Raw genomic sequence first — 21,813 nt, 5'->3', positions numbered from 1 at the left:
TTTAGTCGATCCCTTGAATTTGAAGTAGTACTTCCGCCTCATGAGCCGCTTTAGCCCGCTGGACAGCCAGTACTGAAACGTTTCGGTTAAAATCACGAAGAAAAACCAGCTTTTCCTGCATCCGGGCATGTACCTGATCGATGGCTTTTAGGCGCTCATCATCCGACGCGCGAAGCTTATTATCGGTTACGGTCATGAGCAACTCGTCTAAATTTCGGAGCGATTGCCCCAGAAGTTTGGCGTAGACCCTTGCGATATAGTCCAGCTCATCAGTAGTAAAGCGATTCCCGGAGCGAAACCGCTGGAAGGCAGTTTTGTATTCTTTCACCAGCCTGAGCTGCATGTCTGTGATTTCAACCACCTTGTAGTAATTGCGCACGGTGGGGCTTACCTTTAAAAGTTCAGCCAGGAAGAGATCGTGAAGCTTAAAATTCCCTTCGGCCAGATTCTTAATGGTGGTATAGCCTTTAATGACAATCTCATAGCCTTTTTCCAGATCTTCCAGAATCGATTTGAGCTGGTTGAGTTTCTGGACATTCAGCACGAGTTGGGCGATTTCCTGGGCCTGGGCGGATGCTTTTTGTGGTTTGGCCATGAATCCTCCCAGTAGTAGTAATACAATTAAGAGCCGTTTCATTTTTGATCCGGGTTTAAAAGTTCATTAAGTAGTCCCACCTGTTGCCGGCTTCTTATACGGGCTTCTACCAACATTAGGGTTTGGCTGGAAAAGCGGTTGATAAATTCATAGTTGCCCTCCATTTGAAGCTGTACTTTTTCAATTCGCTCTAATCGCTCCCCGTCCTTTAAGGTCAGTTTGCCATCAGTCAACAGGGCTTCCAATTGTTCCAGCTCTGATTGGCTGTTCCGGATCACCCGCTGAAAAACACCGTAGACATAGGTCTTCTCGCTTTCTGACAGGTTTTCACTGTCTGCCAGTTTCGGCCAGTCCCGGTGGTAGACGATCAGGATCTGTTTTCCAATTTCGGCGGCCCGGCTTGCCTCGGGGCTCTTGCTGATCACGCTGTTAACCTTGCCCAGGCTTTTAAAGTAGTTTTGGTGCTGGCGAAAATCCTTGTTTTTGATATCTCCGATCAGGTTAAGGCCTGCTCTGGCGATTTCGTAGCCTTTTTTGATCAGCTCCCCGTAGATTTTTAGGTACGCGATCTGCTCGGCCTGCCGTTTGATCTCCTTGTTATTTTGAGCATTGGCCTTAAAAACCAGTATGCTCATCCATATCCCCACTATCACGCGCCACGTTTTCATGTTGATCTTGATTTTAAGGCAGTCCGTAGAGTTCTTTGATGATTTCAGCTTCCTGTATAGATCTGGCCCGCTGCAAACTCACCTGCTGGTTTTGGTGGGTAAACCGCACCATTTCCGCATACAGCGCATCGACTTTATCGGCCGCTGCTTCAATGCGTTCCAGCCGCTTGACATCACTCATCGAGGTCAGATCCTGTTTAACGATATCCAGGATCGCCATGACTACCTGCTCGGTCTGGGTATGAATGCCCTCGTAGACTCGTTTCATGTAGGCCAATTCCTGTAGGCTGAAATGCTTGTCGTTCTGAATCAGCGCCCAGACCCGTTTGTGCTCATCGCCCATCCGGTAGAGCTTTCCCATTGTCTCTTTGATCCGCTGGTAATATTGGATCAGCTCCTTTACTTTCCGAAGTTCTGCGAAGTAGTCCTCATACAGCTTTTTCTGCTTGCGGGTCCAGTCGGTGATTTCATCCAGCTTGAGTTTAGCCATCGTGTTTTCCAGCGCTTTTTGAGCGTTCTGTAAGAGAATGGTCTTGTTTTGCTGCTTTTGGATCGCCAGGTCAATGGCTTTAATCACCTTGATAGCAAGTTGCCGGATGATCTCAATCCAACCCGCTTGGACCGGTTGGGCAGGAGCAACTGCCAATACCAGCACCGTAGATAAAATCATGACACGCACATACCGTTTCATCTCTTTCTTGATTTTTAGGTTGACTTGGATTTTCGGTGAGCAGGTTCCGGAAGCTATTTGTAAAAATCCTTAAGTCGGCCTAAGGCCGTTTCAATTCCGCTACCAGCGCCCGGATACCTTTGGCGACCCCGCCGTGCTTGTCCGCGTACTCTCTGACCTTCACCTTTTCGGTCTGCTCTGTGGTATAGGCATAATACTCTTCCGGCGAAGGTTCAAAGCGGTAGACTTTCATGATTTGCCCGCCCAGCTCCACATACAGCTCCCGGTAGCGTTTGGTCGGATCATTGGCTTTGTTGACCGAAAGCACCAGGGATTTTCCTTTATCAGTTAAACCCAGCGCCTTTTGAATACCGTCAAACTTATTTTGAAATTTCTTTAAGTCCAATAGGATCTTACAATCCGCATTGCCAACAATACTCTCCTTCACGATAGGGTTATCCAGAATATCATCCACTTCCTGAGTCACCGTAATCGCTTCCCCGAAATGTTTGCGGACAGTTTTATAGAGATAGCGGATAAATTCGGCCATTCCAGCCTTGGAAATCGCTTTCCAAGCCTCCTCGAGCACAATTATTTTTCTGATCCCTTGAAGCTTTCGCATCTTGCCGATAAAAAGCTCCATGATAATCAGGGTAATGACCGGAAAAAGAATCGGATTCTCCTTCACATTATCCAGTTCGAAAACCACAAAAGGTTGGTGCAAGACGTCCAGGTTTTCTCTCGCGTTGAGCAAATAGGCAAACTCCCCATCATCGTAATACGGCCGGAGCACGAACAAGAAACTGTCCAGATCAAAGTCCTTTTCCTTCACCCCGTCCTTTTCTAGCACCGCAGCAAAGTCTACCAGCAAAAATTCATAGAAGCTATCAAAGCAGGGAAATACCTTTGGGTGTTCAGACAAATACTGGTAATAAAGGTTCAGCGCGTTGGAAAGGGCCACGTATTCGGAGCGCTTGAATTCTTCATCCTCCCGTTTCCATAGGGCTAACAGCATCGTTTTGATGCTCTCTTTCTTTTCAATGTCCAGGCTGTCCCCTTCTGCAATGTAAAACGGGTTGAACCGGATCGGGTTCTCGTCGGTGTAGGTAAAATAATAACCACCTACCAGCTCGCAAAGTCCCTGGTAGCTGTGCCCGACATCGACCACCAGACAATGCGCGCCTTGCAAAAAGTAACTATGTAGCAGATGGTTCATGAACATGCTTTTTCCTGAGCCGCTCCCACCGATCACCACTTTGTTCCGGTTAGTGGTAATCCCCAGCCTGACCGGCTCGTCGGAAAGATCCACATGCAGGGGCCTTCCGGAAAGTCTATCCCCCAAGCGCAGGCCAAAGGGGCTTTTACTGGTCCGGTAGCTGGTTTCCAGGTTCAAAAAGCAGCAGGCTTGCTCAGCAAACGTGTCAAAGCACTCATTCATCGGAAAATCAGCCGCATTGCCCGGGATCCCGGCCCAGAAGATTTGCGGCGCGCCCACTGTTTCCTGCCGGGCGGTGGCATCCATCTGGGCAAGCGAAGAGGCTACTAGATTCCGGAGCTCCTGGAGCTTTTCTTTATCATCCGTCCAGGTCAGGATGTTAAAGTGGGCCTTAACCGGAAGGCGATGTTCGGCAATGGCCTCGTTTAAAAAAGCGTTGGTCGCCTCTAGTGAAATACTGTTCTCCCGCGAGTAAGCGGCCAGCGATTGAAGCCGGAGCCGTTTGCGCTCCAGGGTATGCAGGGTTTTCTGAGCATCTTCTATGAATAGGTACTGGTTTAAAATATGATCACAGTCCAGGAGGTGTCCAATGGCTGACGCAAACCCGATCGAGAATTTGGTGTGATCGGTGGAGTAGCGGTCATAGTTAATCCTGGGCCCGCAGACATCGGGTAGATCACTGTTTTCAGAAAGGGCAAAAAGTTGCACGTGCTTAGAACCTACCTTTAAATCCGGAACCAACTGAATATCCTGGATAAACCGGGGGCCTTGGGAGAGGGTACAGTACCGCTCAATCAGGCCCATCCTGTTTTTCTGACTACCAAGCGCCTCTTCCTTTAGGCGAGTAAGGGAAACCAGTCCGCTGTCGGAGAGGATCCGCTCAAACTGGCTGGCCGTATCCTGGAAAGCTTCCAGGGTTTCTTGTTTTAAAAGCTCTTCCGGCACCATAGAACCGCGCAAGAGACTGGAATACATAGAGCTGGCCTCTTTTCTTCCCTTTGGCTTTTTGGTCAGGATCACATAGCAGACATGATCCAGGTAGGGCCTTCCGGTAAAAAACTGATCACTGCTCCGGTTTAAAAAGTCCGCTTCTGCGTCAATGCCCGGCTGAAAGGCGGTTTTGGTAAAGTAATCCTGTTTGTGAAACACTGTGTGAGCCGGCAGCACTTTTAGTGCCCTGACCCAGGCCTGATGAAGGGCAGTGTAATCCTGATCGGACAGGGTGAAAAGCTCTGGCAGTGCTACCTTGAACACCATCGAAATGTCCCCTTGCTTGCTTACGATACAATCCTGCTCTACTCCCCAGAGCGGAAAGATCTTCTCCATCAGTTTCTCCATGTCAAACGCTCGATTTTAAGGTTTGTAAACACCGCCCGGTTACGAGTCTTGATCACGGTTGGAAGACTTCTGCGGGCCATTTTCTTGGTGAGCCCGTGCTCTCCGTAGCGGCTACTCATCTCATAAACCTGCATCGTCCATCCGCCGCCCAGCGTTAGGATAATCCCTACGCAGAGCCAGGAAGGAATCCCAGAAATATACAGGATCGCAAACAGGATGACCAGCGCTACTACGCCTCCGGCAAAATACCAGATGTACTGAGCCTTTAGACCGCGGAACTCAATCGGGTTATTAATCCCTTTGTTAATCATATAGACAGGTGATGCCATTTTTGTTATGTCTATTCGTGATCCTTACACCAGCCAATCGTGAACCTGCCTGATGATCGCGTGCCGTAATCGCTGGTCTTTTAGCGTCTTGTGACTGAAGTCAAAATCCTGAAAAGTGTCCTGGAAGCTTTCGGCCATCTTGACCAGCTCATAGGTGAGCTTTCCGCTTTCAGCCAGCCGGCTAAAATCCATGGGGAAATCTTCTTCCAGGACTGAATAAAGATACCGGTAGCGCGAAGCGCCAAGGCTGGCGGTCATTTTTTGAAGACAATATTCTTCTACCTCATCCTGCGGCTGGCCATCGGCCAGCAACCGCTCCCCTTCAGGCATAATGGCCAGCACTTTTTCCTCGATAAAGGTGCGGGCCATATAGGCTTCGTGCAGATTGAAGAACAGTTCGGGATGGTTGTGAACAATGTACGCCCACAGCATTTCTCTCAAAATTCCGTACATTTTTTTTCCCTGTTTTACACTCCGAAAAAGCTCTTGATGACCGTGGCTACCACCACCAGGAAAATGCAGCTGCCAAACCAACTGGCCGCCACTTTGCTCGTGTCCTGATCACCCTGGTTCCATTTGGTAAACACTTTAATAGCCCCGACCAATGCCAGTACTCCGCCACAGGCATACATCAGGTTTGTCCCCGCTGTAAAATAGCTCCTCACCTGTGTGTTGGCTTCATTCAGTCCCGCCGCACCATCCTGGGCGGCCGCGTAAAAACTGCAAACCATTAAAGCTGCCATCACGGCTAGACCTGATATTCTTTGGCGGCTGCTCTGCCACCTTCCCCACTTTTTCATACCCCCTCGTTTGATTTATTTGTTATATTAAAATAAATAAATTGGTAAAGGCGTCCGCGCTCCCTCTTAGACCGTTTCGCTCCACTGCCTGGCGGCTCGCCTTGTTCTGTTTGTCACGCTGTCTACTATACGTGATATTTTATTCCCAGATAGCTCTTAGCTCGTCCGGGGTTAGTTCCAGCTTGAAGGCTTCTTTCACTTTTCGAGAAACCAGTTGGGATAAGCTGATTCGGAAAACCGGCTGTTTGAAACCGGACAGGTATTCTCGTGCCACGGAAATGGCCTCCTCTTTGGTGACTTCAATGCCGGTAAGTTCATCAAAAACCTGCTCCATTGTCCGGCTTGCCTGGCTGAGCGCCTCCAGCTCGGCGATCTGGATAGGCTCTTCCTCCGGGTCCTGATATACGGTTTGCCGCTCAGGTGGTTGAAAGACCTTATTTAACAGGTTCTTAAAATCCTGCCGGTAATAGCGGAATCCCACATACAGGTAGTAGGTCCCCGTTACCAGGACTACTGACATTACATACACTTGCCAAGAAACTTGCTCCATCACTATTTAATCGTTTTGGTGATTGTTTGTGGGAACAAAACTGGCGGATTACTTGCGCTGCTTTTATTACCAGCCGCTTAGGTAAGTAATTTTTCTTAACAGGTATCTATCTCGCAAGCGCATAGTACTATTTAGCTATCTTTAGGACTATTCATAGATAATAATACCAATTGTGTGAAACCTAGGAGCCCCTCAGCCAGAAAAAAGGCTGATGTCAATTAGGTTTTATTAGTAAGGGTTTTACGCCTGCATAGCGCCTTGATATAAATATAGTTAGACTGTCTATTGATAACAAGGATTTAAAGGGCTTATCACATTGATTGTGTATTAGAAACCGAGCGGCCCTATTATTGGGGTTTAAAAGATGTATACCTCCATATGGCCAGAGCGCCATTCCGGAGAATGTATAAACCAAAACCGAACATCACACCACTCACTAAGACCGCTAACACCGAGGCGGGTTGAGTTAAAATAAGTAAGGCTATTAACAACAAACTAACCCCAAATAGTATGATACCCGATAACAGACTAATAAAATGCGTATTGGGCTTTTCTTTCTTACCTGCCCACCAAATCATTACGAATACTACACCAAGCATACCAGCCCACAGTAAAGAGACAGTTCGAAATGTCTGGTGGTTTTTTATCAGCCATTGTATTTGAGTCAAACTGTCTTCCATCTTTATAATAGACTGAAAATTTAATAGTTGAACTGCCCACGGGCTATCAGCAAAGGTCACCAAATTAGCTACGACCTCGATCGCTATATAGAAGAAGGAGCATAAGAAGACTAACCGCTTTTTTATTCCGCTCATTTTTAAAGTTTCCGATAGTTACTTTTTGCGATTACCCCCTCCAGGTCAGTTAACTAAAAGACAAATTTATTTAAGCTTCAAATAAATATGTCTGATGTTGCCTTGGCCAGACTCCCTTTCGTCAATCTCGAATTTCTTCAGGGCCCTTATCAAAGGCAGGAGTTTAGGGAATCCGTAATTTCTTGGGTCGAAATCAGGTTTCTTTTTTAAAATGAAATTCCCCAGGTTTCCAAGAAATGTCCAGCCAGTTTCATCGGCCAGATCGCTCGCACTCTCAATAATAAGTTGAACCGTTCCCTGGTCAACCTTCTTGAGGAGCTCACCATCAGTTTTTGACTTAGCTACCTTCTTTTCCACCTTGCCTTCGGGAGCCCTGGATTTCAGTATTTCCAGGTATATGAATTTGTTACATGCGGAGATAAAGGGTTGAGGTGTTTTCTTTTCGCCAAATCCGATCACAGTCATGCCCGCTTCTCTAAGCCTTGTCGCCAACCGCGTAAAATCACTGTCGCTGGATACGATACAAAATCCGTTTACTTTTTCCGAGTACAAAATGTCCATCGCATCAATGATCAGTGCGCTGTCACTGGAATTTTTTCCAGTCGTATAACTGTATTGCTGAATCGGAGTTATTGCATTCTCCAAAAGCACGTTCTTCCATCCGGAAAGAGAAGGTTTTGTCCAGTCTGCATATATACGCTTTATTGTCGGGTTACCGTATTTGGATATCTCCTCCATCATTTCCCTGACGTTGGCGTAGGATACATTGTCCGCATCAATCAAAACAGCTAGTTTTTCTTCTGCCATCTGCTATTTAAGGTTCGCTTAACTATAAAACTAAAGCTTTAGTGTATAATCGGCATTCTGCTTTAATTGCAAATTAGGGTTAATCTCCGAATTTCCTGCTACCATCTTGGTTGTTACATGGATTCTGAAGCTTTGAATGGTACCAGCATCAATTCCGCAGTCCAAGTGTCGATTCCCGACCCAAATAGGTCAGCGTTACTTGTCCGATATCCATTCCATTGAGTAGATTCGTCAGGTATGTTAAAGGTTTCCGGCTTCTTTGCCTGATCTTCCGGTGGTCACAAACGGGAAGCGGCGTAGTCGTCATGGGTTCCTTTCTACCAGTGACGGACAGGTATATTTCTCTACAGTGCCTCTAGGAGAATTGCTTTTTACATATTCTACAAAAAAGTGATTTCGGCTATTGAAAAGCCGAAATCACTTTCAGTTATATTTCCAACAAGTTTATTTGCCACCTTGTTTTTAAAAATCCCTTTCGTCCATTTGACGTTCGGTACTTTCGATGAGCTGCTTTAGAAATACGGTTCGGTCTTTTTTACGGCTCCTGATGTTTTTTACAATCTGATGGAGGTTCCGGGACGAAAATCCTAGTCGGTTCCCTAGTTTTTCGGCAAGCTGACTAAAGTTCAGCGCTCCGTGATTAATAGCCCCGCGAGAATGCAAACCCATCAGCAATTCAACAAATTGAGAATCGGTACCCGACCAGAAAAGATCACTTTTGTTTTGGATACGGTTGGTGGCCACGTGATCGAGTAAGTCGGCTAAATAACCCGATAGTCGTTCAAAAGCCTGAATCTTAGCCAACTTAAGCGTATAGGGGTTGCCGAAATGGGCATCAAGATCCGGCCGTGTAGCCGGTAAGATAGAGAGAATAGGTTGCGCCTGACGAACAAAGAATTGTTCATCCATATCCCGCCGGGACATTTTGTAATAACTGTAAAATGCTTGGTTTTCGCGATAGTACAAGTCAATTCCCTTCAGCAAGTTCCTCAAATACTTCTTTAAACTTGCCTTGTTATCGGTTGGTCGATGATTTTCGATAAAAAGCAATTTTGTATAAAAAATCTGCTCCTTTGAAAATCCGGTCTTAATCTCTTTGAAGAAGCGAATTTCCTCTTCCATGCTATTGAAATGATAGCTTGACATAAAACTTTTAAGTTCCCACAGTGCAGTTTCAGCAGCCGCGAGCGAACGTAAGGCCTTTTCTACTTCGTTGCCACTAGACAACGCAATTTCTTGCAAAGCCAGCTCCAAGCGGCTTTGCAGACTATCAGTAAAAGAGTTCATTGGAAATAAAGACAGTATGATTTAGTTAATAACCTTCAATAGCGGAAGGATAGATCAACACCCAGGAATCAGACCTTACCTTTACCAACTCTAAAAACCGTCACAGTGGCCATAAAGACGTGCAAATAAATTTAATAAAAATATTATCAAAAAATATAAACATATTTCTATTTTTTAGAGATATATAAAACAATGTTTACAGTCTTATTTTTTCACCTGACAACAAGAATGGTCAGAAAAAAAATCGGACCGACAGGGCTAATCAAAGTTACAAAGCAAAAAATGACGGCTGCAAGCCTGCACTTCGTCGCTCGGCTATTTAGCGGATCACAGTCCTTCCGCACCGTAAACCGCCTCCCGGGCATTGCACCTGAAGGGTTACACCCCGTCATTTCTTGTTTGTCGACACGGCTGGTGATTGCCCTTTGGCACAACGCCGGGGCGGCCTGAAAGGCCATAAGCTAAAAGCCTGTTGTCAAACATGAAAAGTTTAGAGAATGCTCCACGGATTTATGTAGGTACTTACGCTCAGTACAATAGCGGATCCCTGTTTGGAAAGTGGTTTGAATTAAGCGAGTATGACAGCTACCACGAGTTTATTAACGCTTGTTTGGTGTATCATTCCCAAGAGCCGGGAGGAAGCCCTGAACTGATGTTCCAGGACTGGGAGCATATTCCCGGAGCGCTGATCTGCGAATACAAACTTGATGAAAGGGCCTTTGATTATTTTAACACGGTAGCCCAATTGGACGCGGTTACCCAGGATGCTTTTCAGTGCTACTGTGAGCACATTAGCTGTTGGCCGGGAAACAAAAATGATATTGATACACAGCTAGAGGAATTTCAGGCGTGTTATCAAGGCTATTTTGGAAATGAAAACAATCCGCGCCTGGCATTCGCTTACCAGTACCTGGAGGAAACCGGATTGTTAGACGGCCTTCCAAAAATTGTAGAAAGTTACTTTGATTACGAGGCCTTCACTCGGGATCTGTTCCTGGAGGGCTACTGCGAATTAAACGGACATGTCTTTTCTGACTACTAGCGCAATAATATTAAGAGCGTCGGAATAGTCTGACTTTCTCGACGCTCTTAAAAAAATATTCATCGATGCCTCACAAAGGAAAAACAATGGCTGGCCGGAAAATATTAGAAAAATAGTTGCGAACGGTTAGTTTCGATCTACCATTCTCTGCAGCAGCTCCACTTTTTCTCGTTCGGCCTGTAAAAGGCGTTCGTAAAGCTTTTTATTCTCATCCAGCGCTTCGACCCATTTGTCAATAGGGTTGAAGTTGAAAATCGGATTGTGCTGGATTAATGCACTTTGATCGTGGTTGTTAATCGTTTCTGAAATGATATTGATTGCGTTATCCGCATCGAAATTCTTGATCGCCTCGGCTGGCACTTTCAATACCTTCGCGACTTCTTCTAAAATATCCTGTTCAATCACCTCTTTTTGCTCCAGGATAGAAACACGCTTTTGGCTCCACTCCTCACCGAGTTCCCAGGCAAGTCCTTCTTGCTTGAGTCCCAGCATTTCCCGAAAACGTTTCACATTACGCCCTTGATGTATGGTCTTGTTCATAGGTTGGCTTTGAGTTGCTAACTTTCAAATATACTTATTCTGCCCAGGAATCCCTACTGGTGAAGGCGGACTTCACGGATAAAATATCCCAGTTGGCGGGCAAAGTATTCTTTTCAAGAATATACTGCCCCTCCCAATAGTTGCAACTTCGGTGAAGTTATCACTCAAAACTTTCCGCCCCATGAGATACACCGCTTCTAACTCGTTTCAGGACACTGCGGTCTGGCTATCGCCAGAAGAGATAAAAGACCCAGGTAAGTTTATAGGCGATTTTTGCCAGCAGTGGGAATTGTCTGATTGCCGCTATTTTCTTTGGAAGATGTTATCCGGCAGCATTTCCTATCAAGATCATGATGTCGTTCTACCTGTTCAGAGACAGATCCACTTCTTTGAGAATCTTATCTCGATGGTTGAGGCGGTATATATGGTTAACAAGCAGCCGGCTCAGCCTGGCGGCAAGTTAGGTCTCAAGGAGGAAGAGGGCGCTTTTCATAGCAATCCAAGCACATACAAAACGGATAGGCTGAGTGGTATATCTTACGCTGATGTAAGAGATGAGCTAGACCAGTTTTTTCAGACCTACACCCAAGGTCAGTTCAATGATAAGTTGATTCACATACTGGAAATCTATGCTTCTGATGAGTACTACAAGGAAACCTGTCCCGCCGATTTGGTGTGCTTTACGGATAAGTTGACAGATCTCGTACGAACGGCTCACCAAATCTTTGTGGCGGAAGGGTGTTTTTCTGATACCGGCAGTCTTGTAGGTTCGCAACTGCCGTCAGAAGGCGACATGCACTCTGCAGTCGTCCCCTCAATCGACGGACATCTAGCGGCAATTAACCAGGTCTTCGAATACCGAAGCCTTGAAGAATGGGAGCTCCTCGTTAAGGAAGTTACCTTTTTTGCACTTAGCAGTGATAACCCGAGTGAGTTAGGCTGCCTGGAGGATACTCTTTTAATATATAGAATGCTTTGCAAACTGGTGGATGCATGCTGGGAATTATTTTCATCAACAAACTGACCTAGTAAAAGGACTCCCGAGAAGAAGTTCTTCCTGGGAGTTCGAAGTACTCCCTATTTTTAAGGCCAACTCGTGAAGATGCTGACAAAACTGCGAGTACCGGTAACCGTCAGTGCCCCTCCAAGCTTACTCCCACTATAAAATAGAAAGTAATTTAGAGGCTCTTTTTTGAAGCGTCCGCAGTCTCCTTCCGTCCTTATTTGACCAACTTGCATTCCCAGCTTGTTCTATTAATCTTTCAAAATCACTAATAGACGCAATTTTAAGATCAACAGCTCGCTCAGGGTGTCCTATTTGTTCATAAAACCTTTTTGTCTTCTCCCTGACATAAATTGAAAAACAGGGTATTTGCAAGGAGTATGCTACAATAGCAAGATGCAGATGAGAAGTAAAAACCGCCCTAACTCCCGAAAAATAAGTCAAAAATTTCTCCAAATCATAATAAGATAAAGTATCACATTCGGTTGAAAATTTAGAAACTTCTGATTCAAAATTGCCATTAGAAACTAAAACAACATTTGAGAAATTTCGCCGAGCATATGAGCACACAGAAGTAAATATATCATTCACATTAGGATTATTCACTTTGGCATCTTCATAGTGAGAAATATCAAATTGAATTGCAATCTTGCTTAATGATGACCTCGAAAAATTCAGGTAGTAAGGAGTCAACAAAGCCAAATCAGCTCCTTCAATCAACTTGCGCTTCTCTACACCTAATGTCTGAAGGAAATTTTTAGAGTCCGTATCTCTAACACCAATTTTGTCTGCGAGATTGGCTATATCTAAAGCTAGCTTCCTGGAACTACTCTGTATTAAAGGCCCGGCACCTATCCCTGTCACAGCTACGCGAACCCCCTCAAATTGGCCTTTCAATGCCGCTTTTAAAGCTAGTTCCCTGTAATAATCATCTGGAACAATTCCCGCATCTCCCAATAACCCTCCTCCACCAATAACCAATAATTTAGCCTTCCTTATCAAGAAATCAAGATTGTCACAGTACTCAATCCCTAGCCACACAGCATTTTCCTTTCGAAAAGAGGGAATGCAAACATTATAATTTCTAGACTTCAGATATTGGGCAATAATAGCTCCAATAACATCATCGCCAAAATTATGGTATCTATATGGCCCAACAATAATTGCACTCTCCCGATGGTTACCAATTGGCCTGTCTAATCCGAATAGCTCATAAAGCACATTCCTCTCTATTTCCATGGTGAAATTAGCCTCGACATGCCTTAAAGCTTCGCGGCTCATTCTTTCTCTAAGCTCATGATTTTCGGAAAGTTTCAATAAATAATTTGCATGTGCCTCAATATCGCCAGGGTTAAACAAAAAACCTGTTCTCTCGTGCAAAACAGTCTCCTTTACACCTCCACTTTTCCCGGTAACAACAGGCAATCCAGCTCCCATTGCTTCGACAATAGAAACCCCGTATGCCTCCTCCTGATTAGTCAAACTACCCTTTATATTATGCGCAGTGAAAATGTGACATTTTTCACGGACATTTTTTGCTACATCGTACGGCAATACTCCAAGGAATTTAACTCTATCAAAAAAATTTAATCTGCTTTTTAACAACTGACAGGTAATCAAAAGAGGCCCATCTCCAACAATTAATAGTTCGGCATTCATCCCCCTTTCACAAGCAATTTCAAAGGCCCTTATTGTAAGATCTGGGCCTTTGAAGTCTACAAGTCTTCCCAAAAAAAGTATTTTAACAGGCAAAAATGACTTATAAGGGCTTAGTCCCTCAATGGGAACACCGAAGTGAACTACTTTAATGTGGTTAGCAGATAATCCTCTATTCACAAGTAACATCTTCGCATGAACGGAATCAGCTATATATTTAACTGACGTAGGTAAGGACTTACAAAACTCTAAATACTCTTCTGAATGAAAATTGCTCGTAGAATCGCGTTCAAATTTTCGATCAAAAGTTAAATCAAATCCATGACAATGAACAAATACTTTACGGGTCCCATACAGAAAAAAATCCTTTATTAAGAAAAAATTTGTCAAATAATGAATATAATAAACATCAATTCCAAATTCCATTTCTAACTTTTCCAATTTTCGCAAAAGAAAAAAAGAGTTTAAATAAGTCGCGGAACTTTCTTCGGATAGTCCAATTATATTAATACCCTCCTCAAGTTTTCGTTGAGAGGACTCCAGCACCCCAATATATCCGATATACATTCTCATGTAATCAACTTGCCTCCATAGCCATAATTCCGTAGGTGATTTGTAACTATTTGTGATAAACGCTATTTTCATCGGTAGAATTTTCAATATAGTGATTAATAATGTGACTTTCGGCCCCTAATTTAATTGCGTTTTTCAACATCTCCTTGTGATACACTTTGTAAATATCAGACGATATATCACTCCTATATTTATCAATAAATCGAACGCATGAGTCAAAATCAATAGAACGGCTTGAACTATCATTAATATGATATATGGAGGTAATATTCGGATTACAAAGTAATTCAAATTCTTTATCAAATCTGATTACAAAATCGTAATCTTGATGACGATAAAGTGTTTCATCCCAAAGGATTTTTTTTGCAGCCGACGCTTTCATAAATAAAGTAGAAGTTTGTACACCAAATCCTGAAGATAACAAATAGTTAATCATTTTTTCATTTGTATGCTTTTGCCTGCTATAAGACACCTCCATATCATCTCCTCTCCTGGCAAAAACGCTACTATATACGCCATCACAATTATGTTTTTCTATGAAATTAACACCACTCGCTAGATGATGAGGGAGCCATTCATCATCCGCATCCAACATGGCGATATAACTTCCATTTGAAGAAATAATTCCATAATTTCTTGCAACGTTAGCATTGCTATGTTTAAGTCTCAAATATGACAAATTTTTTAAACGAAGCGCGTCGATGACTGAGAAATAACTCTCTTCCGATCCGTCATCAACTACCAAAATCTCGAAGTCCTCGAAAGTCTGAGACAAAACACTTCGGAGCGCACGAAGTAAAAACTTTCCATTATTATAGAAAGGAATAACCACTGATACTTTAGGCTTATGTTCAATCATTTGAGTCAAAAATCACGTCTGAATCAAAAAAAACAAACAAGAGTAATCCAGCTACTCCTTCGAGTATACCAAACTTTTTCATATTCGATTTAGAAAATACATTAATACATTCTAAATCAATTCGTTCAACTAAATTTAAATCAATGTATTTTTTTGCATATTCCATGTATTTTTTAAAGAATGCTATGTTTTCAATTCTTCTTTCTAAACAAAAAATAACGATAGCAATTCCGGGAACACCATTTCTTAGCGAAAAATCAAGTTTATTAAGTTCGTCTCTATATTCCTCTTCATTCAAATTATTCAAAAGGCTAAATCTGGACACCACAATCTTTTGATTTAGCAAAAAAATATTCAGATTTTTCGCAGACTGAATCCCACTTTTAAGTTCCTCCAAAGCTAAAAGCAACAACAGTTTATTGCACTGCAAAACAGGTTCACAAGTTATACATTCATCCAATAACATAACAAAAATATTTTCAGAGACGTTAATATCGAGCTCAATGACTTTTGCGAGAAATACAATTAAAACTGGAAGAGTCCATGTTATGTCAAATTTAACAAGATCAGTAATCCGAAAATTCTGCATTTCAACAGAATCATCTGGTACTCGGCGTGGCTCCCTAAGTGCATGCAACATTTCAGGCAAAATCAAACTGACGTGATTACAAATCTGTTGCAAAGCTATTCTATTTGTTTTGAAAATCGAACTCGTTGAATTCACTAAACTGTTCTTGATACGATTCAAAAAATAAACTCCTGGCCCAACTACTCCATCAAGCAGTCCAACTTCTCTGGGAGTATTTTGCAAAAAAAATTTGAATATTTGTTCATCCATCTCCTCTAAAATTTCATCACTATTTTCAGCTTCCAAAAAGCAGTTGTGTAATAGATATTCAATCCCCCAACCAATTCCAGCTAACCCACTTTCGAAATCAATAGAAGTATTGCTTGATAGATGTGAGACGACATCATCTACTAGTTCCCCTGCAACTATTTCGAACGCTGGATTTGTTGTTTTTCGAGTAAGATGATAAAATTGAATAGCAACTCCCATTTTCCCGTGTAGTAGTCCAATATTGTCAATAGAATGTGCATTCAACAACATACTTCGAACAATCGATAGATACTTTGTAAGATAAAAATCCATAGTTAAATATCTGATAATAAAAATAATCTCTGATACAATCTCAAATTTTCAGACAGTTAAGAAAAAGGTTTTGGTGAGTCACGTGTAAATTGGGAGGCTCTCTAGTGCAAAGTCATCCAACGCTCTGTTTAGGTTGGAGTGCTTGCACTCGCACTAAAATTTTCAATTTCTATCATTCATCATACAAATATAAAGTCAATATACAGGCAAACAGTTGATGCGAAACTTTTCACTAAATCACTCAACATACGACTATCGCGTCTTTCCAAGTGCTGACAAGTTAGAGTCACAACATTCAGATATGCATAAGCTCTCTTCCATTAAAATAAACTCAAATCATCATAACACCGGCAGCTCATGAAAACAACATTAGAACGAGCAAGTTTAAGTCAGGTACACCGCTGCATCCAGCGCCTTCTTAGGAATTAACAAATAGAAGTCCACAACTAATACTACCACAATTATCCGATACAGTTAACACTCAAAACCTTTCGCCACAATATAAAGTACCTTGTACAAAATCCATGCATCACATTTGTTGGTGGCAAATTTCTTCGACGCTTACACTGGTACAGTAGGCTTCAAGGTAGGGGCCACATGTACTTTCGCAAACTCTGAGTTTGTTTATTGTAATAAACAAAATTTCTAAACCCTTTTTGCCACTTTAGACAGAAACAAGTACTTAATCTTCCCGTTCTTCGGACGAGAGATGTTCACATTTCTTTTTCCAAAAAATTTTCTAACAGCTCTCAGTTACTTTTTCAATTGAATTCAACTAGGTGAAAATAGCGTAAACCCCAATTCAAACCGTCTCATAGTTCAGGAGGAGCTCAAACTCTCACAAATTCCCACAGCCGTCCAAAACGTTTTTTGGGGCTGAGAAAATGTGGCTTCCAGGATTTCTACACGTTTTTTAAGCCTGTTTCTAAAATCTATCCACACCTTATACGTAGTTGGTCTCCCTCGAGTCCAGTTATTGGCTTGTAAAACGGGTTGTTCAACCATTCCATTAACCTATTTTGACGAACAGATTCAGTCTGATAAAGGCAACCATATTGGATAGGTGCCATTTGTAATCCGCTTTCTCTTTGAGGTATTTGAGTAGCAGCATGGGAATCATAGCGGTCCAGATTTGGATCAAAACCGCGTTTTCCGAGGTGCCGACGAAGGACTTGATCTTCATATGAGTCTTGATTTGTTTAAAGAATACCTCTATCGCCCAGCGCTCTTTGTAAATATCCGCTAACGTTTGTGCATCCCAATGACGGTTGTTGGTCAGGAAGACGTACTCCTTTCCAGTTCTGCTGTCCAAATAGCGAATACGCCTCAATAAGTAGCCATATTCCTTCTTGGAAGCGTAGGAGGTGAGGCAAATGTCCTCATCTTGAAGCACTCCGCCTTCTACGTCATACTGCTCTTTGACTTCATGCGCCATATTCGATTTGGCTCGAGTCACAAAGAAACATCCCCTGCTGTCCAAAACCTTCAGCCAGCCAAAATCCAAGTAGCCCCGATCCACTACTACGACGCTTCCTTTCGGGAAAGTCATTTCTTTGGCTACTTTTATCTCATGCGTTTTGGCCTCGGTAAGCTTTACAAATACGGGGAGTAGGCCGTCGTAATCGAGCACGGTATGCAGCTTGACTGCACCTTTTTGACTACGGTAACAGGCCCAATCGAAGACCTTCAGGCACAGAGGAATAAAACTGGCGTCGGCGAGAAAAATCTTCCTTCGAAGCCGTGACAGCCCGGATCTGGAAAATTTATGAGCACCGCTTAAATGCTCCAGTAACATGAAATATACCGCTTTGAATAATTCCGGTGTTCGATTTCTATTGATATACGATAGGCTGGACTTGCTAGGAACACGATTGGCGCCCAAATGAGACAGATTGCCGGTCGTACTGGTCAAACCGTTACTGATGTCACGCACCAAAGCTGCACCCCCGATATGGCAGAACAGCATGGTTACTAAGTGCGTCCAAGAATTAATCCCCTTCTGATGCTTATCAGAAGAGTGTTTCGATACTAAGCGTTCGAACTTATCTCGGGGAATCAGACTCAGCATTTGACTGAAAAGTGATATTTTTACCATCGGGAGACTCTTAGGTTTTCGTTTAGCAACTACAACCTAACACTTTTGAGTGAGAGTCTCTCTTTTCTATGTGCTTTCAGGTTTTATTTTGGACAGGTATGACAAATTCCATAACACCACTGCATAAAATGGAAAGACTGTACAGTTACTTCAAAAAATTAAGTGATTTACCTACATCAAGCCAAATACGCTTTGCGACAGACACGTCTAAAGTAATAATTTCCGCATCTGCCATCATACCTGGTTTAAGTTTAATAAGCGAATCCTTTGACTCACGAAATATTGTTACTTTAGAAAAGTATAGGCTATCCCTCGTAGGGATATCTCCAACTTGATCTATTCTTCCTCGCAAAAAACCATACTGCTGGTAGGGATAACTCCGGACTTTTATTAAAACTTCTTGATTTTTCATAACCTTCGACATAGCAGCAGGCGAAATATACATCTCTCCATGATAATTATATCTGCCGGGATTCACATAAAACAATACTTCATTTGCAGCTACATGCTGCAATTCTTGTAGAGACGAGCTATAAACCAGATACCCATTAGTACTCGAAGTCAATACATATAGCTTCTTCCAACTTTCAGCCTCACTTATAAAACTATTCATCGATTGAACAAACCTTTTCTTCTCCTCCAAAATTCCATTCTCCAGCTCCGAAAGCTCTCTACTCTTTGAAAGAATCGCTAGGTTATTGTTAATTATACTACTTTCACTTTGGGGGATTATCTGTCGTTTAGCTAAGAGTACAGCTTCTCGCTGCTGCAAATCAAGAGCGCTGATTACTTTCTCTCTCTCTAATCCTCTATATAGTTCAAATTCCGCCTCCCCTAGGACAAGCTCCCTTCTCTGTAGATCCAACGTTGTTTTAAGCCAAATGCCCTGTTGTCGCAAATTATCAATTTCCTCTAGAATATACTCCCTTCTTTTTCTAGAAATTCCTAAATTTGTCATCGCCCTATACTCAAGATATGAAGAATACAGATTCTGATAACCATTTTGAAGTTCACCAAGTTCAAGCTCGCGAGGCAGAAGAATACCATCCAAGCTATCAAATTCTAAATACCCCTCCTTAAGCTCTTTTAAGCTTTTAAGAATTAACAAAACCTGATTATGATCAGCTGTGCTTTCCAAATATGCTATATCAGTCCCGTTTTTTACCCAGACATTCTCTTTAACCAAAATCTTAACCAAATTACCATCTTTTTTGCTAAAAATTGTCTTGGGATTTTGGTCAGTACTAAGTATCAAAGACGTTCGAACAGTTTCTGGATATTTAATAAAAAATGTTAAAAAAATAAAAAAAGAAACAACACAAAAAATTGAAAAAATACCCCGCCTCAATAACCAAGAGGGCGGTTTCGATATAATATCCTGTACCTCTTCAGAATGGCTATTCTCACGTTTGGAGTACACATTCGAATTTATGACTACATTATCCTCCATATGTTAACAGTTCCTAGTCACAAAGCTCCAGTTGATTCTTAATTAATTCAAAATATTTACCACGAAGACTCACTAGGTCATTGTGAGTCCCCTCTTCTACGACCTTTCCCTTGTCCAATACAATAATATTATCAACATATCTGACCGTACTAAGGCGATGAGCAACAATAACCACGGTACGGTTTACACAAAACTTATGAAAGTTTTCAATAATTTCCTTTTCATTGTTCGCATCCAAAGAACTCGTAGCCTCATCTAGAAAAATATAACTAGGATTCTTATATACAGCTCTAGCAATCATAATTCTTTGGCGTTGACCTTGACTAATTCCCTTTCCAGACGTACCTATTTTAGTATTAAGGCCGAATGGTTCATTATCAATAAATCCACTCAAATTCGACACCCGAATAGCAATTTCTAAACGCTCGCTATCTATAAAATCATCATCAATAACTATATTGCGTAAAATAGTATCACTGTAAATATAATTTTCTTGCAATACACACCCACAACTGTCTCGCCAAAATGAAAAATCGATAGAGTCTAGCTTCTTATTACCGATAAATATATCGCCAGATTCATAAGAATAGAAACGCATCAAAAGCCTTAAAATGGTAGTTTTTCCGCTTCCACTTGGACCAACAATAGCAGTAGTTCTCCCCTCGTAAAACTTTAAATTCAATTGATCGAATATCAACTCACTACCGGAGCCAAAATACCTAAAAGAAATATTCCTTAGCTCAATTGTTCGGCACTTTGGTAAAACCCTCAAATACTCTCTTTCGATATCCTCTTCACTCGCAGCTTCATATATTTCGTTAATCCTCTCTACACTAATTTTAGCATCTTGATAGCCTTGCATAAATCCTATAAGTGATTCGACTGGGCTACTAACCATACCAACAATATATTGAATACTCATCATCGCACCAAAGGATATTTCGTCATCTATAACGGCTCTCACGCTAAAATATGAAATAAGAATCCCCTTTGTTTGATTTATAGCAATCGATCCTAACGACTGATATTGCGATAAAGCTAAGCTTTGAATACGAAACTTTAAAAGTTTCGCCTGAATCCCCTCCCATATCCACCTTTTTTGTCTTTCAGCATTATTTAATTTAATATCCTTGATACTCTGTATCATTTCCACCAAATAAGTCTGATTTTCAGAAGAAATTTTAAACCTTTTTTGATCCAATTCACGTCTCTTCCTCATAAATGCGATGACCCATAGCGTATATAGAAGTGTGGAAAAGAAAAAAGTAAGAAAAATAAGCTTGCTATAAATAATTAAAAGAATGCCGAACACTAACACATTGACCAAAGAAAATAGAGTGTTCAAAGTACTTCCCGTCAAAAAAGCCTCAACTCTCTTTTGATCTGCTATACGCTGCATAATATCGCCATGCGTCTTAAGGTCAAAAAAAGTCATAGGTAATTTCATCAATTTAATAAGGAGATCAGTTAAAATAGAAATATTGACTCTTGTACTAATATGTAACATTATCCACGATCGAATAAAAGATATAGATATGTTACCAAAAAATAGAAAAAATTGGGAAATTAGAATCAAATTTACAAAACCCATATCCTTTCCATTTATACCCAAATCAACGACAGATTGAGTCAAAAATGGAGCAAATAGTGATAAAACAAGTCCAACAATCATTCCAAGTATTACTTGAAAATACAATCTTCTAAATTTGTAAAAATAAGAAAATATCTTAGTCCAATTTAATGTACCATTTGTTTCCAAATCACTCTCAAAATTTGAAAATTCAGGCCCAGGACTCAAAACCATACCCAAACCTAAATCCCCGTCAATAGAGCACCACGATTTTCTAAATTCACTTTTGTGATAGCAAACCAGCCCTGCGGCCGGATCAGATAAAAAATACTTTCCATTTTTAACTCTATACAAAACCACAAAATGGTTTTGATTCCAATGAAGAATGCACGGCAGCTCTAACTCATCCAGTTGAGAAAGCGATAGCTTAGCAGCATACGTTCGAAAACCCAGTCTTTCAGCAGCAGTGCTAATTCCCAGAAAGCTTACACCCTCTCTAGTCGTTTGCGTAAGAGTTCTCAACTTATGAATGGAGACCGCTCGCCCATAATGTTTGAATACAATTAGCAAGCAGCTCGCACCACAATCCATCGAGTCCATCTGCTTAAAATATGGAAATTGCTTCAACACGGACCAGGTATTTAGTTAAGTTTTAAGAAAAATTAAAAAAATAAATATGAACTAAATAAGCAAACCATAAACAAACAAAATCTACACAAATCACAATAGAAATAAAAGAAATCTGAAAGCTAAATTAAACTCTCAAATTTAAAACCGATAAATACGTCTCGCAAAAAAAA

19 protein-coding genes are annotated in these 21,813 nt (G+C 41.8%); 2 read left to right on the top strand and 17 right to left on the bottom strand.

Going from position 1 to position 21,813, the window contains the following annotated elements:
• Position 1 precedes the first annotated feature (1 nt).
• The 10 genes from ABD852_RS00290 to ABD852_RS00245 form a co-directional block, all read right to left on the bottom strand.
• A complete protein-coding gene (locus tag ABD852_RS00290) occupies positions 2-637 on the bottom strand; it encodes a TerB family tellurite resistance protein (protein ID WP_345025984.1) in 636 nt (211 codons plus the stop codon).
• Positions 634-1,263: a hypothetical protein gene (locus ABD852_RS00285; protein WP_345025983.1), complete on the bottom strand. Its 630-nt coding sequence runs from the start codon at positions 1,261-1,263 to the stop codon at positions 634-636. The genes ABD852_RS00290 and ABD852_RS00285 overlap by 4 nt, the downstream gene beginning before the upstream one ends.
• Before the next feature lie 13 nt (positions 1,264-1,276).
• Positions 1,277-1,954 carry a conjugal transfer protein TraI gene (locus ABD852_RS00280; protein ID WP_345025982.1) on the bottom strand — a complete coding sequence of 226 codons (678 nt, stop codon included), beginning with the start codon at positions 1,952-1,954 and terminating at the stop codon, positions 1,277-1,279.
• Between the two features lie 79 nt (positions 1,955-2,033).
• Entirely contained in the window at positions 2,034-4,487 is a 2,454-nt protein-coding gene (locus tag ABD852_RS00275; protein ID WP_345025981.1) for a TraG family conjugative transposon ATPase, read from the bottom strand.
• Positions 4,475-4,816: a DUF4133 domain-containing protein gene (locus ABD852_RS00270; protein ID WP_345025980.1), complete on the bottom strand. Its 342-nt coding sequence runs from the start codon at positions 4,814-4,816 to the stop codon at positions 4,475-4,477. The genes ABD852_RS00275 and ABD852_RS00270 overlap by 13 nt, the downstream gene beginning before the upstream one ends.
• Before the next feature lie 24 nt (positions 4,817-4,840).
• A complete protein-coding gene (locus ABD852_RS00265; protein WP_345025979.1) occupies positions 4,841-5,269 on the bottom strand; it encodes a hypothetical protein in 429 nt (142 codons plus the stop codon).
• 14 nt (positions 5,270-5,283) lie between these two features.
• Positions 5,284-5,616, bottom strand: a complete 333-nt coding sequence (locus tag ABD852_RS00260) for a DUF4134 domain-containing protein (protein WP_425568738.1) — start codon at positions 5,614-5,616, stop codon at positions 5,284-5,286.
• Between the two features lie 139 nt (positions 5,617-5,755).
• Positions 5,756-6,166 (bottom strand): hypothetical protein, encoded by a 411-nt coding sequence (locus ABD852_RS00255; RefSeq protein ID WP_345025978.1) that lies wholly within the window; start codon positions 6,164-6,166, stop codon positions 5,756-5,758.
• Positions 6,167-7,047: 881 nt separating this feature from the next.
• A complete protein-coding gene (locus ABD852_RS00250; protein ID WP_345025977.1) occupies positions 7,048-7,788 on the bottom strand; it encodes an NYN domain-containing protein in 741 nt (246 codons plus the stop codon).
• A gap of 462 nt (positions 7,789-8,250) precedes the next feature.
• Positions 8,251-9,075, bottom strand: coding sequence for an RteC domain-containing protein (locus ABD852_RS00245; RefSeq protein ID WP_345025976.1), 825 nt, complete (start codon positions 9,073-9,075; stop codon positions 8,251-8,253).
• Between the two features lie 481 nt (positions 9,076-9,556).
• On the opposite strand from ABD852_RS00245, the gene ABD852_RS00240 reads away from it, so the two are divergent.
• Positions 9,557-10,117 (top strand): antirestriction protein ArdA, encoded by a 561-nt coding sequence (locus ABD852_RS00240; protein WP_345025975.1) that lies wholly within the window; start codon positions 9,557-9,559, stop codon positions 10,115-10,117.
• Between the two features lie 126 nt (positions 10,118-10,243).
• On the opposite strand, the gene ABD852_RS00235 is transcribed toward ABD852_RS00240, so the two are convergent.
• A complete protein-coding gene (locus ABD852_RS00235; RefSeq protein ID WP_345025974.1) occupies positions 10,244-10,657 on the bottom strand; it encodes a helix-turn-helix domain-containing protein in 414 nt (137 codons plus the stop codon).
• A 181-nt stretch (positions 10,658-10,838) separates the two neighbouring features.
• Here ABD852_RS00235 and ABD852_RS00230 point away from each other — a divergent pair, with 181 nt between their 5' ends.
• Positions 10,839-11,681 carry a hypothetical protein gene (locus tag ABD852_RS00230; protein ID WP_345025973.1) on the top strand — a complete coding sequence of 281 codons (843 nt, stop codon included), beginning with the start codon at positions 10,839-10,841 and terminating at the stop codon, positions 11,679-11,681.
• Positions 11,682-11,816: 135 nt separating this feature from the next.
• Here ABD852_RS00230 and ABD852_RS00225 read toward each other — a convergent pair whose 3' ends face one another.
• The 6 genes from ABD852_RS00225 to ABD852_RS00200 form a co-directional block, all read right to left on the bottom strand.
• Positions 11,817-13,961 (bottom strand): glycosyltransferase, encoded by a 2,145-nt coding sequence (locus ABD852_RS00225; RefSeq protein ID WP_345025972.1) that lies wholly within the window; start codon positions 13,959-13,961, stop codon positions 11,817-11,819.
• On the bottom strand, positions 13,936-14,748 hold the full coding sequence (locus ABD852_RS00220; protein WP_345025971.1) for a glycosyltransferase family 2 protein: 813 nt from the start codon (positions 14,746-14,748) through the stop codon (positions 13,936-13,938). Before ABD852_RS00220 ends, ABD852_RS00225 begins: the two co-directional genes overlap by 26 nt.
• Positions 14,741-15,898: a lanthionine synthetase LanC family protein gene (locus ABD852_RS00215; protein WP_345025970.1), complete on the bottom strand. Its 1,158-nt coding sequence runs from the start codon at positions 15,896-15,898 to the stop codon at positions 14,741-14,743. Before ABD852_RS00215 ends, ABD852_RS00220 begins: the two co-directional genes overlap by 8 nt.
• Positions 15,899-16,907: 1,009 nt before the next feature.
• A complete protein-coding gene (locus ABD852_RS00210; RefSeq protein ID WP_345025969.1) occupies positions 16,908-17,993 on the bottom strand; it encodes an IS4 family transposase in 1,086 nt (361 codons plus the stop codon).
• A 145-nt stretch (positions 17,994-18,138) separates the two neighbouring features.
• Complete coding sequence (locus ABD852_RS00205) at positions 18,139-19,443, bottom strand: HlyD family secretion protein (protein WP_345025968.1); 1,305 nt, start codon at positions 19,441-19,443, stop codon at positions 18,139-18,141.
• Positions 19,444-19,456: 13 nt separating this feature from the next.
• Positions 19,457-21,643: a peptidase domain-containing ABC transporter gene (locus ABD852_RS00200; RefSeq protein ID WP_345025967.1), complete on the bottom strand. Its 2,187-nt coding sequence runs from the start codon at positions 21,641-21,643 to the stop codon at positions 19,457-19,459.
• Positions 21,644-21,813 lie beyond the last annotated feature (170 nt).

Origin of the sequence: Ravibacter arvi, from assembly GCF_039540405.1 — a bacterium.
GTDB lineage: Bacteria > Bacteroidota > Bacteroidia > Cytophagales > Spirosomataceae > Ravibacter > Ravibacter arvi.
Note: the sequence above shows the minus strand (reverse complement) of the source record. Positions and strands in the feature narration are given on the sequence as shown.

Excerpts from the sequence above, each read along its gene's own strand:
- ABD852_RS00265 (WP_345025979.1), bottom strand. The coding sequence starts at position 5,269 with ATGTACGGAATTTTGAGAGAAATGCTGTGGGCGTACATTGTTCACAAC.
- ABD852_RS00210 (WP_345025969.1), bottom strand. The coding sequence starts at position 17,993 with ATGGTAAAAATATCACTTTTCAGTCAAATGCTGAGTCTGATTCCCCGA.
- ABD852_RS00205 (WP_345025968.1), bottom strand. The coding sequence starts at position 19,443 with ATGGAGGATAATGTAGTCATAAATTCGAATGTGTACTCCAAACGTGAG.
- ABD852_RS00285 (WP_345025983.1), bottom strand. The coding sequence starts at position 1,263 with ATGAAAACGTGGCGCGTGATAGTGGGGATATGGATGAGCATACTGGTT.
- ABD852_RS00245 (WP_345025976.1), bottom strand. The coding sequence starts at position 9,075 with ATGAACTCTTTTACTGATAGTCTGCAAAGCCGCTTGGAGCTGGCTTTG.
- ABD852_RS00225 (WP_345025972.1), bottom strand. The coding sequence starts at position 13,961 with ATGAAAATAGCGTTTATCACAAATAGTTACAAATCACCTACGGAATTA.
- ABD852_RS00280 (WP_345025982.1), bottom strand. The coding sequence starts at position 1,954 with ATGAAACGGTATGTGCGTGTCATGATTTTATCTACGGTGCTGGTATTG.
- ABD852_RS00240 (WP_345025975.1), top strand. The coding sequence starts at position 9,557 with ATGAAAAGTTTAGAGAATGCTCCACGGATTTATGTAGGTACTTACGCT.
- ABD852_RS00235 (WP_345025974.1), bottom strand. The coding sequence starts at position 10,657 with ATGAACAAGACCATACATCAAGGGCGTAATGTGAAACGTTTTCGGGAA.
- ABD852_RS00270 (WP_345025980.1), bottom strand. The coding sequence starts at position 4,816 with ATGGCATCACCTGTCTATATGATTAACAAAGGGATTAATAACCCGATT.
- ABD852_RS00250 (WP_345025977.1), bottom strand. The coding sequence starts at position 7,788 with ATGGCAGAAGAAAAACTAGCTGTTTTGATTGATGCGGACAATGTATCC.
- ABD852_RS00215 (WP_345025970.1), bottom strand. The coding sequence starts at position 15,898 with ATGGATTTTTATCTTACAAAGTATCTATCGATTGTTCGAAGTATGTTG.
- ABD852_RS00220 (WP_345025971.1), bottom strand. The coding sequence starts at position 14,748 with ATGATTGAACATAAGCCTAAAGTATCAGTGGTTATTCCTTTCTATAAT.
- ABD852_RS00275 (WP_345025981.1), bottom strand. The coding sequence starts at position 4,487 with ATGGAGAAACTGATGGAGAAGATCTTTCCGCTCTGGGGAGTAGAGCAG.
- ABD852_RS00255 (WP_345025978.1), bottom strand. The coding sequence starts at position 6,166 with ATGGAGCAAGTTTCTTGGCAAGTGTATGTAATGTCAGTAGTCCTGGTA.
- ABD852_RS00290 (WP_345025984.1), bottom strand. The coding sequence starts at position 637 with ATGAAACGGCTCTTAATTGTATTACTACTACTGGGAGGATTCATGGCC.
- ABD852_RS00260 (WP_425568738.1), bottom strand. The coding sequence starts at position 5,616 with ATGAAAAAGTGGGGAAGGTGGCAGAGCAGCCGCCAAAGAATATCAGGT.
- ABD852_RS00230 (WP_345025973.1), top strand. The coding sequence starts at position 10,839 with ATGAGATACACCGCTTCTAACTCGTTTCAGGACACTGCGGTCTGGCTA.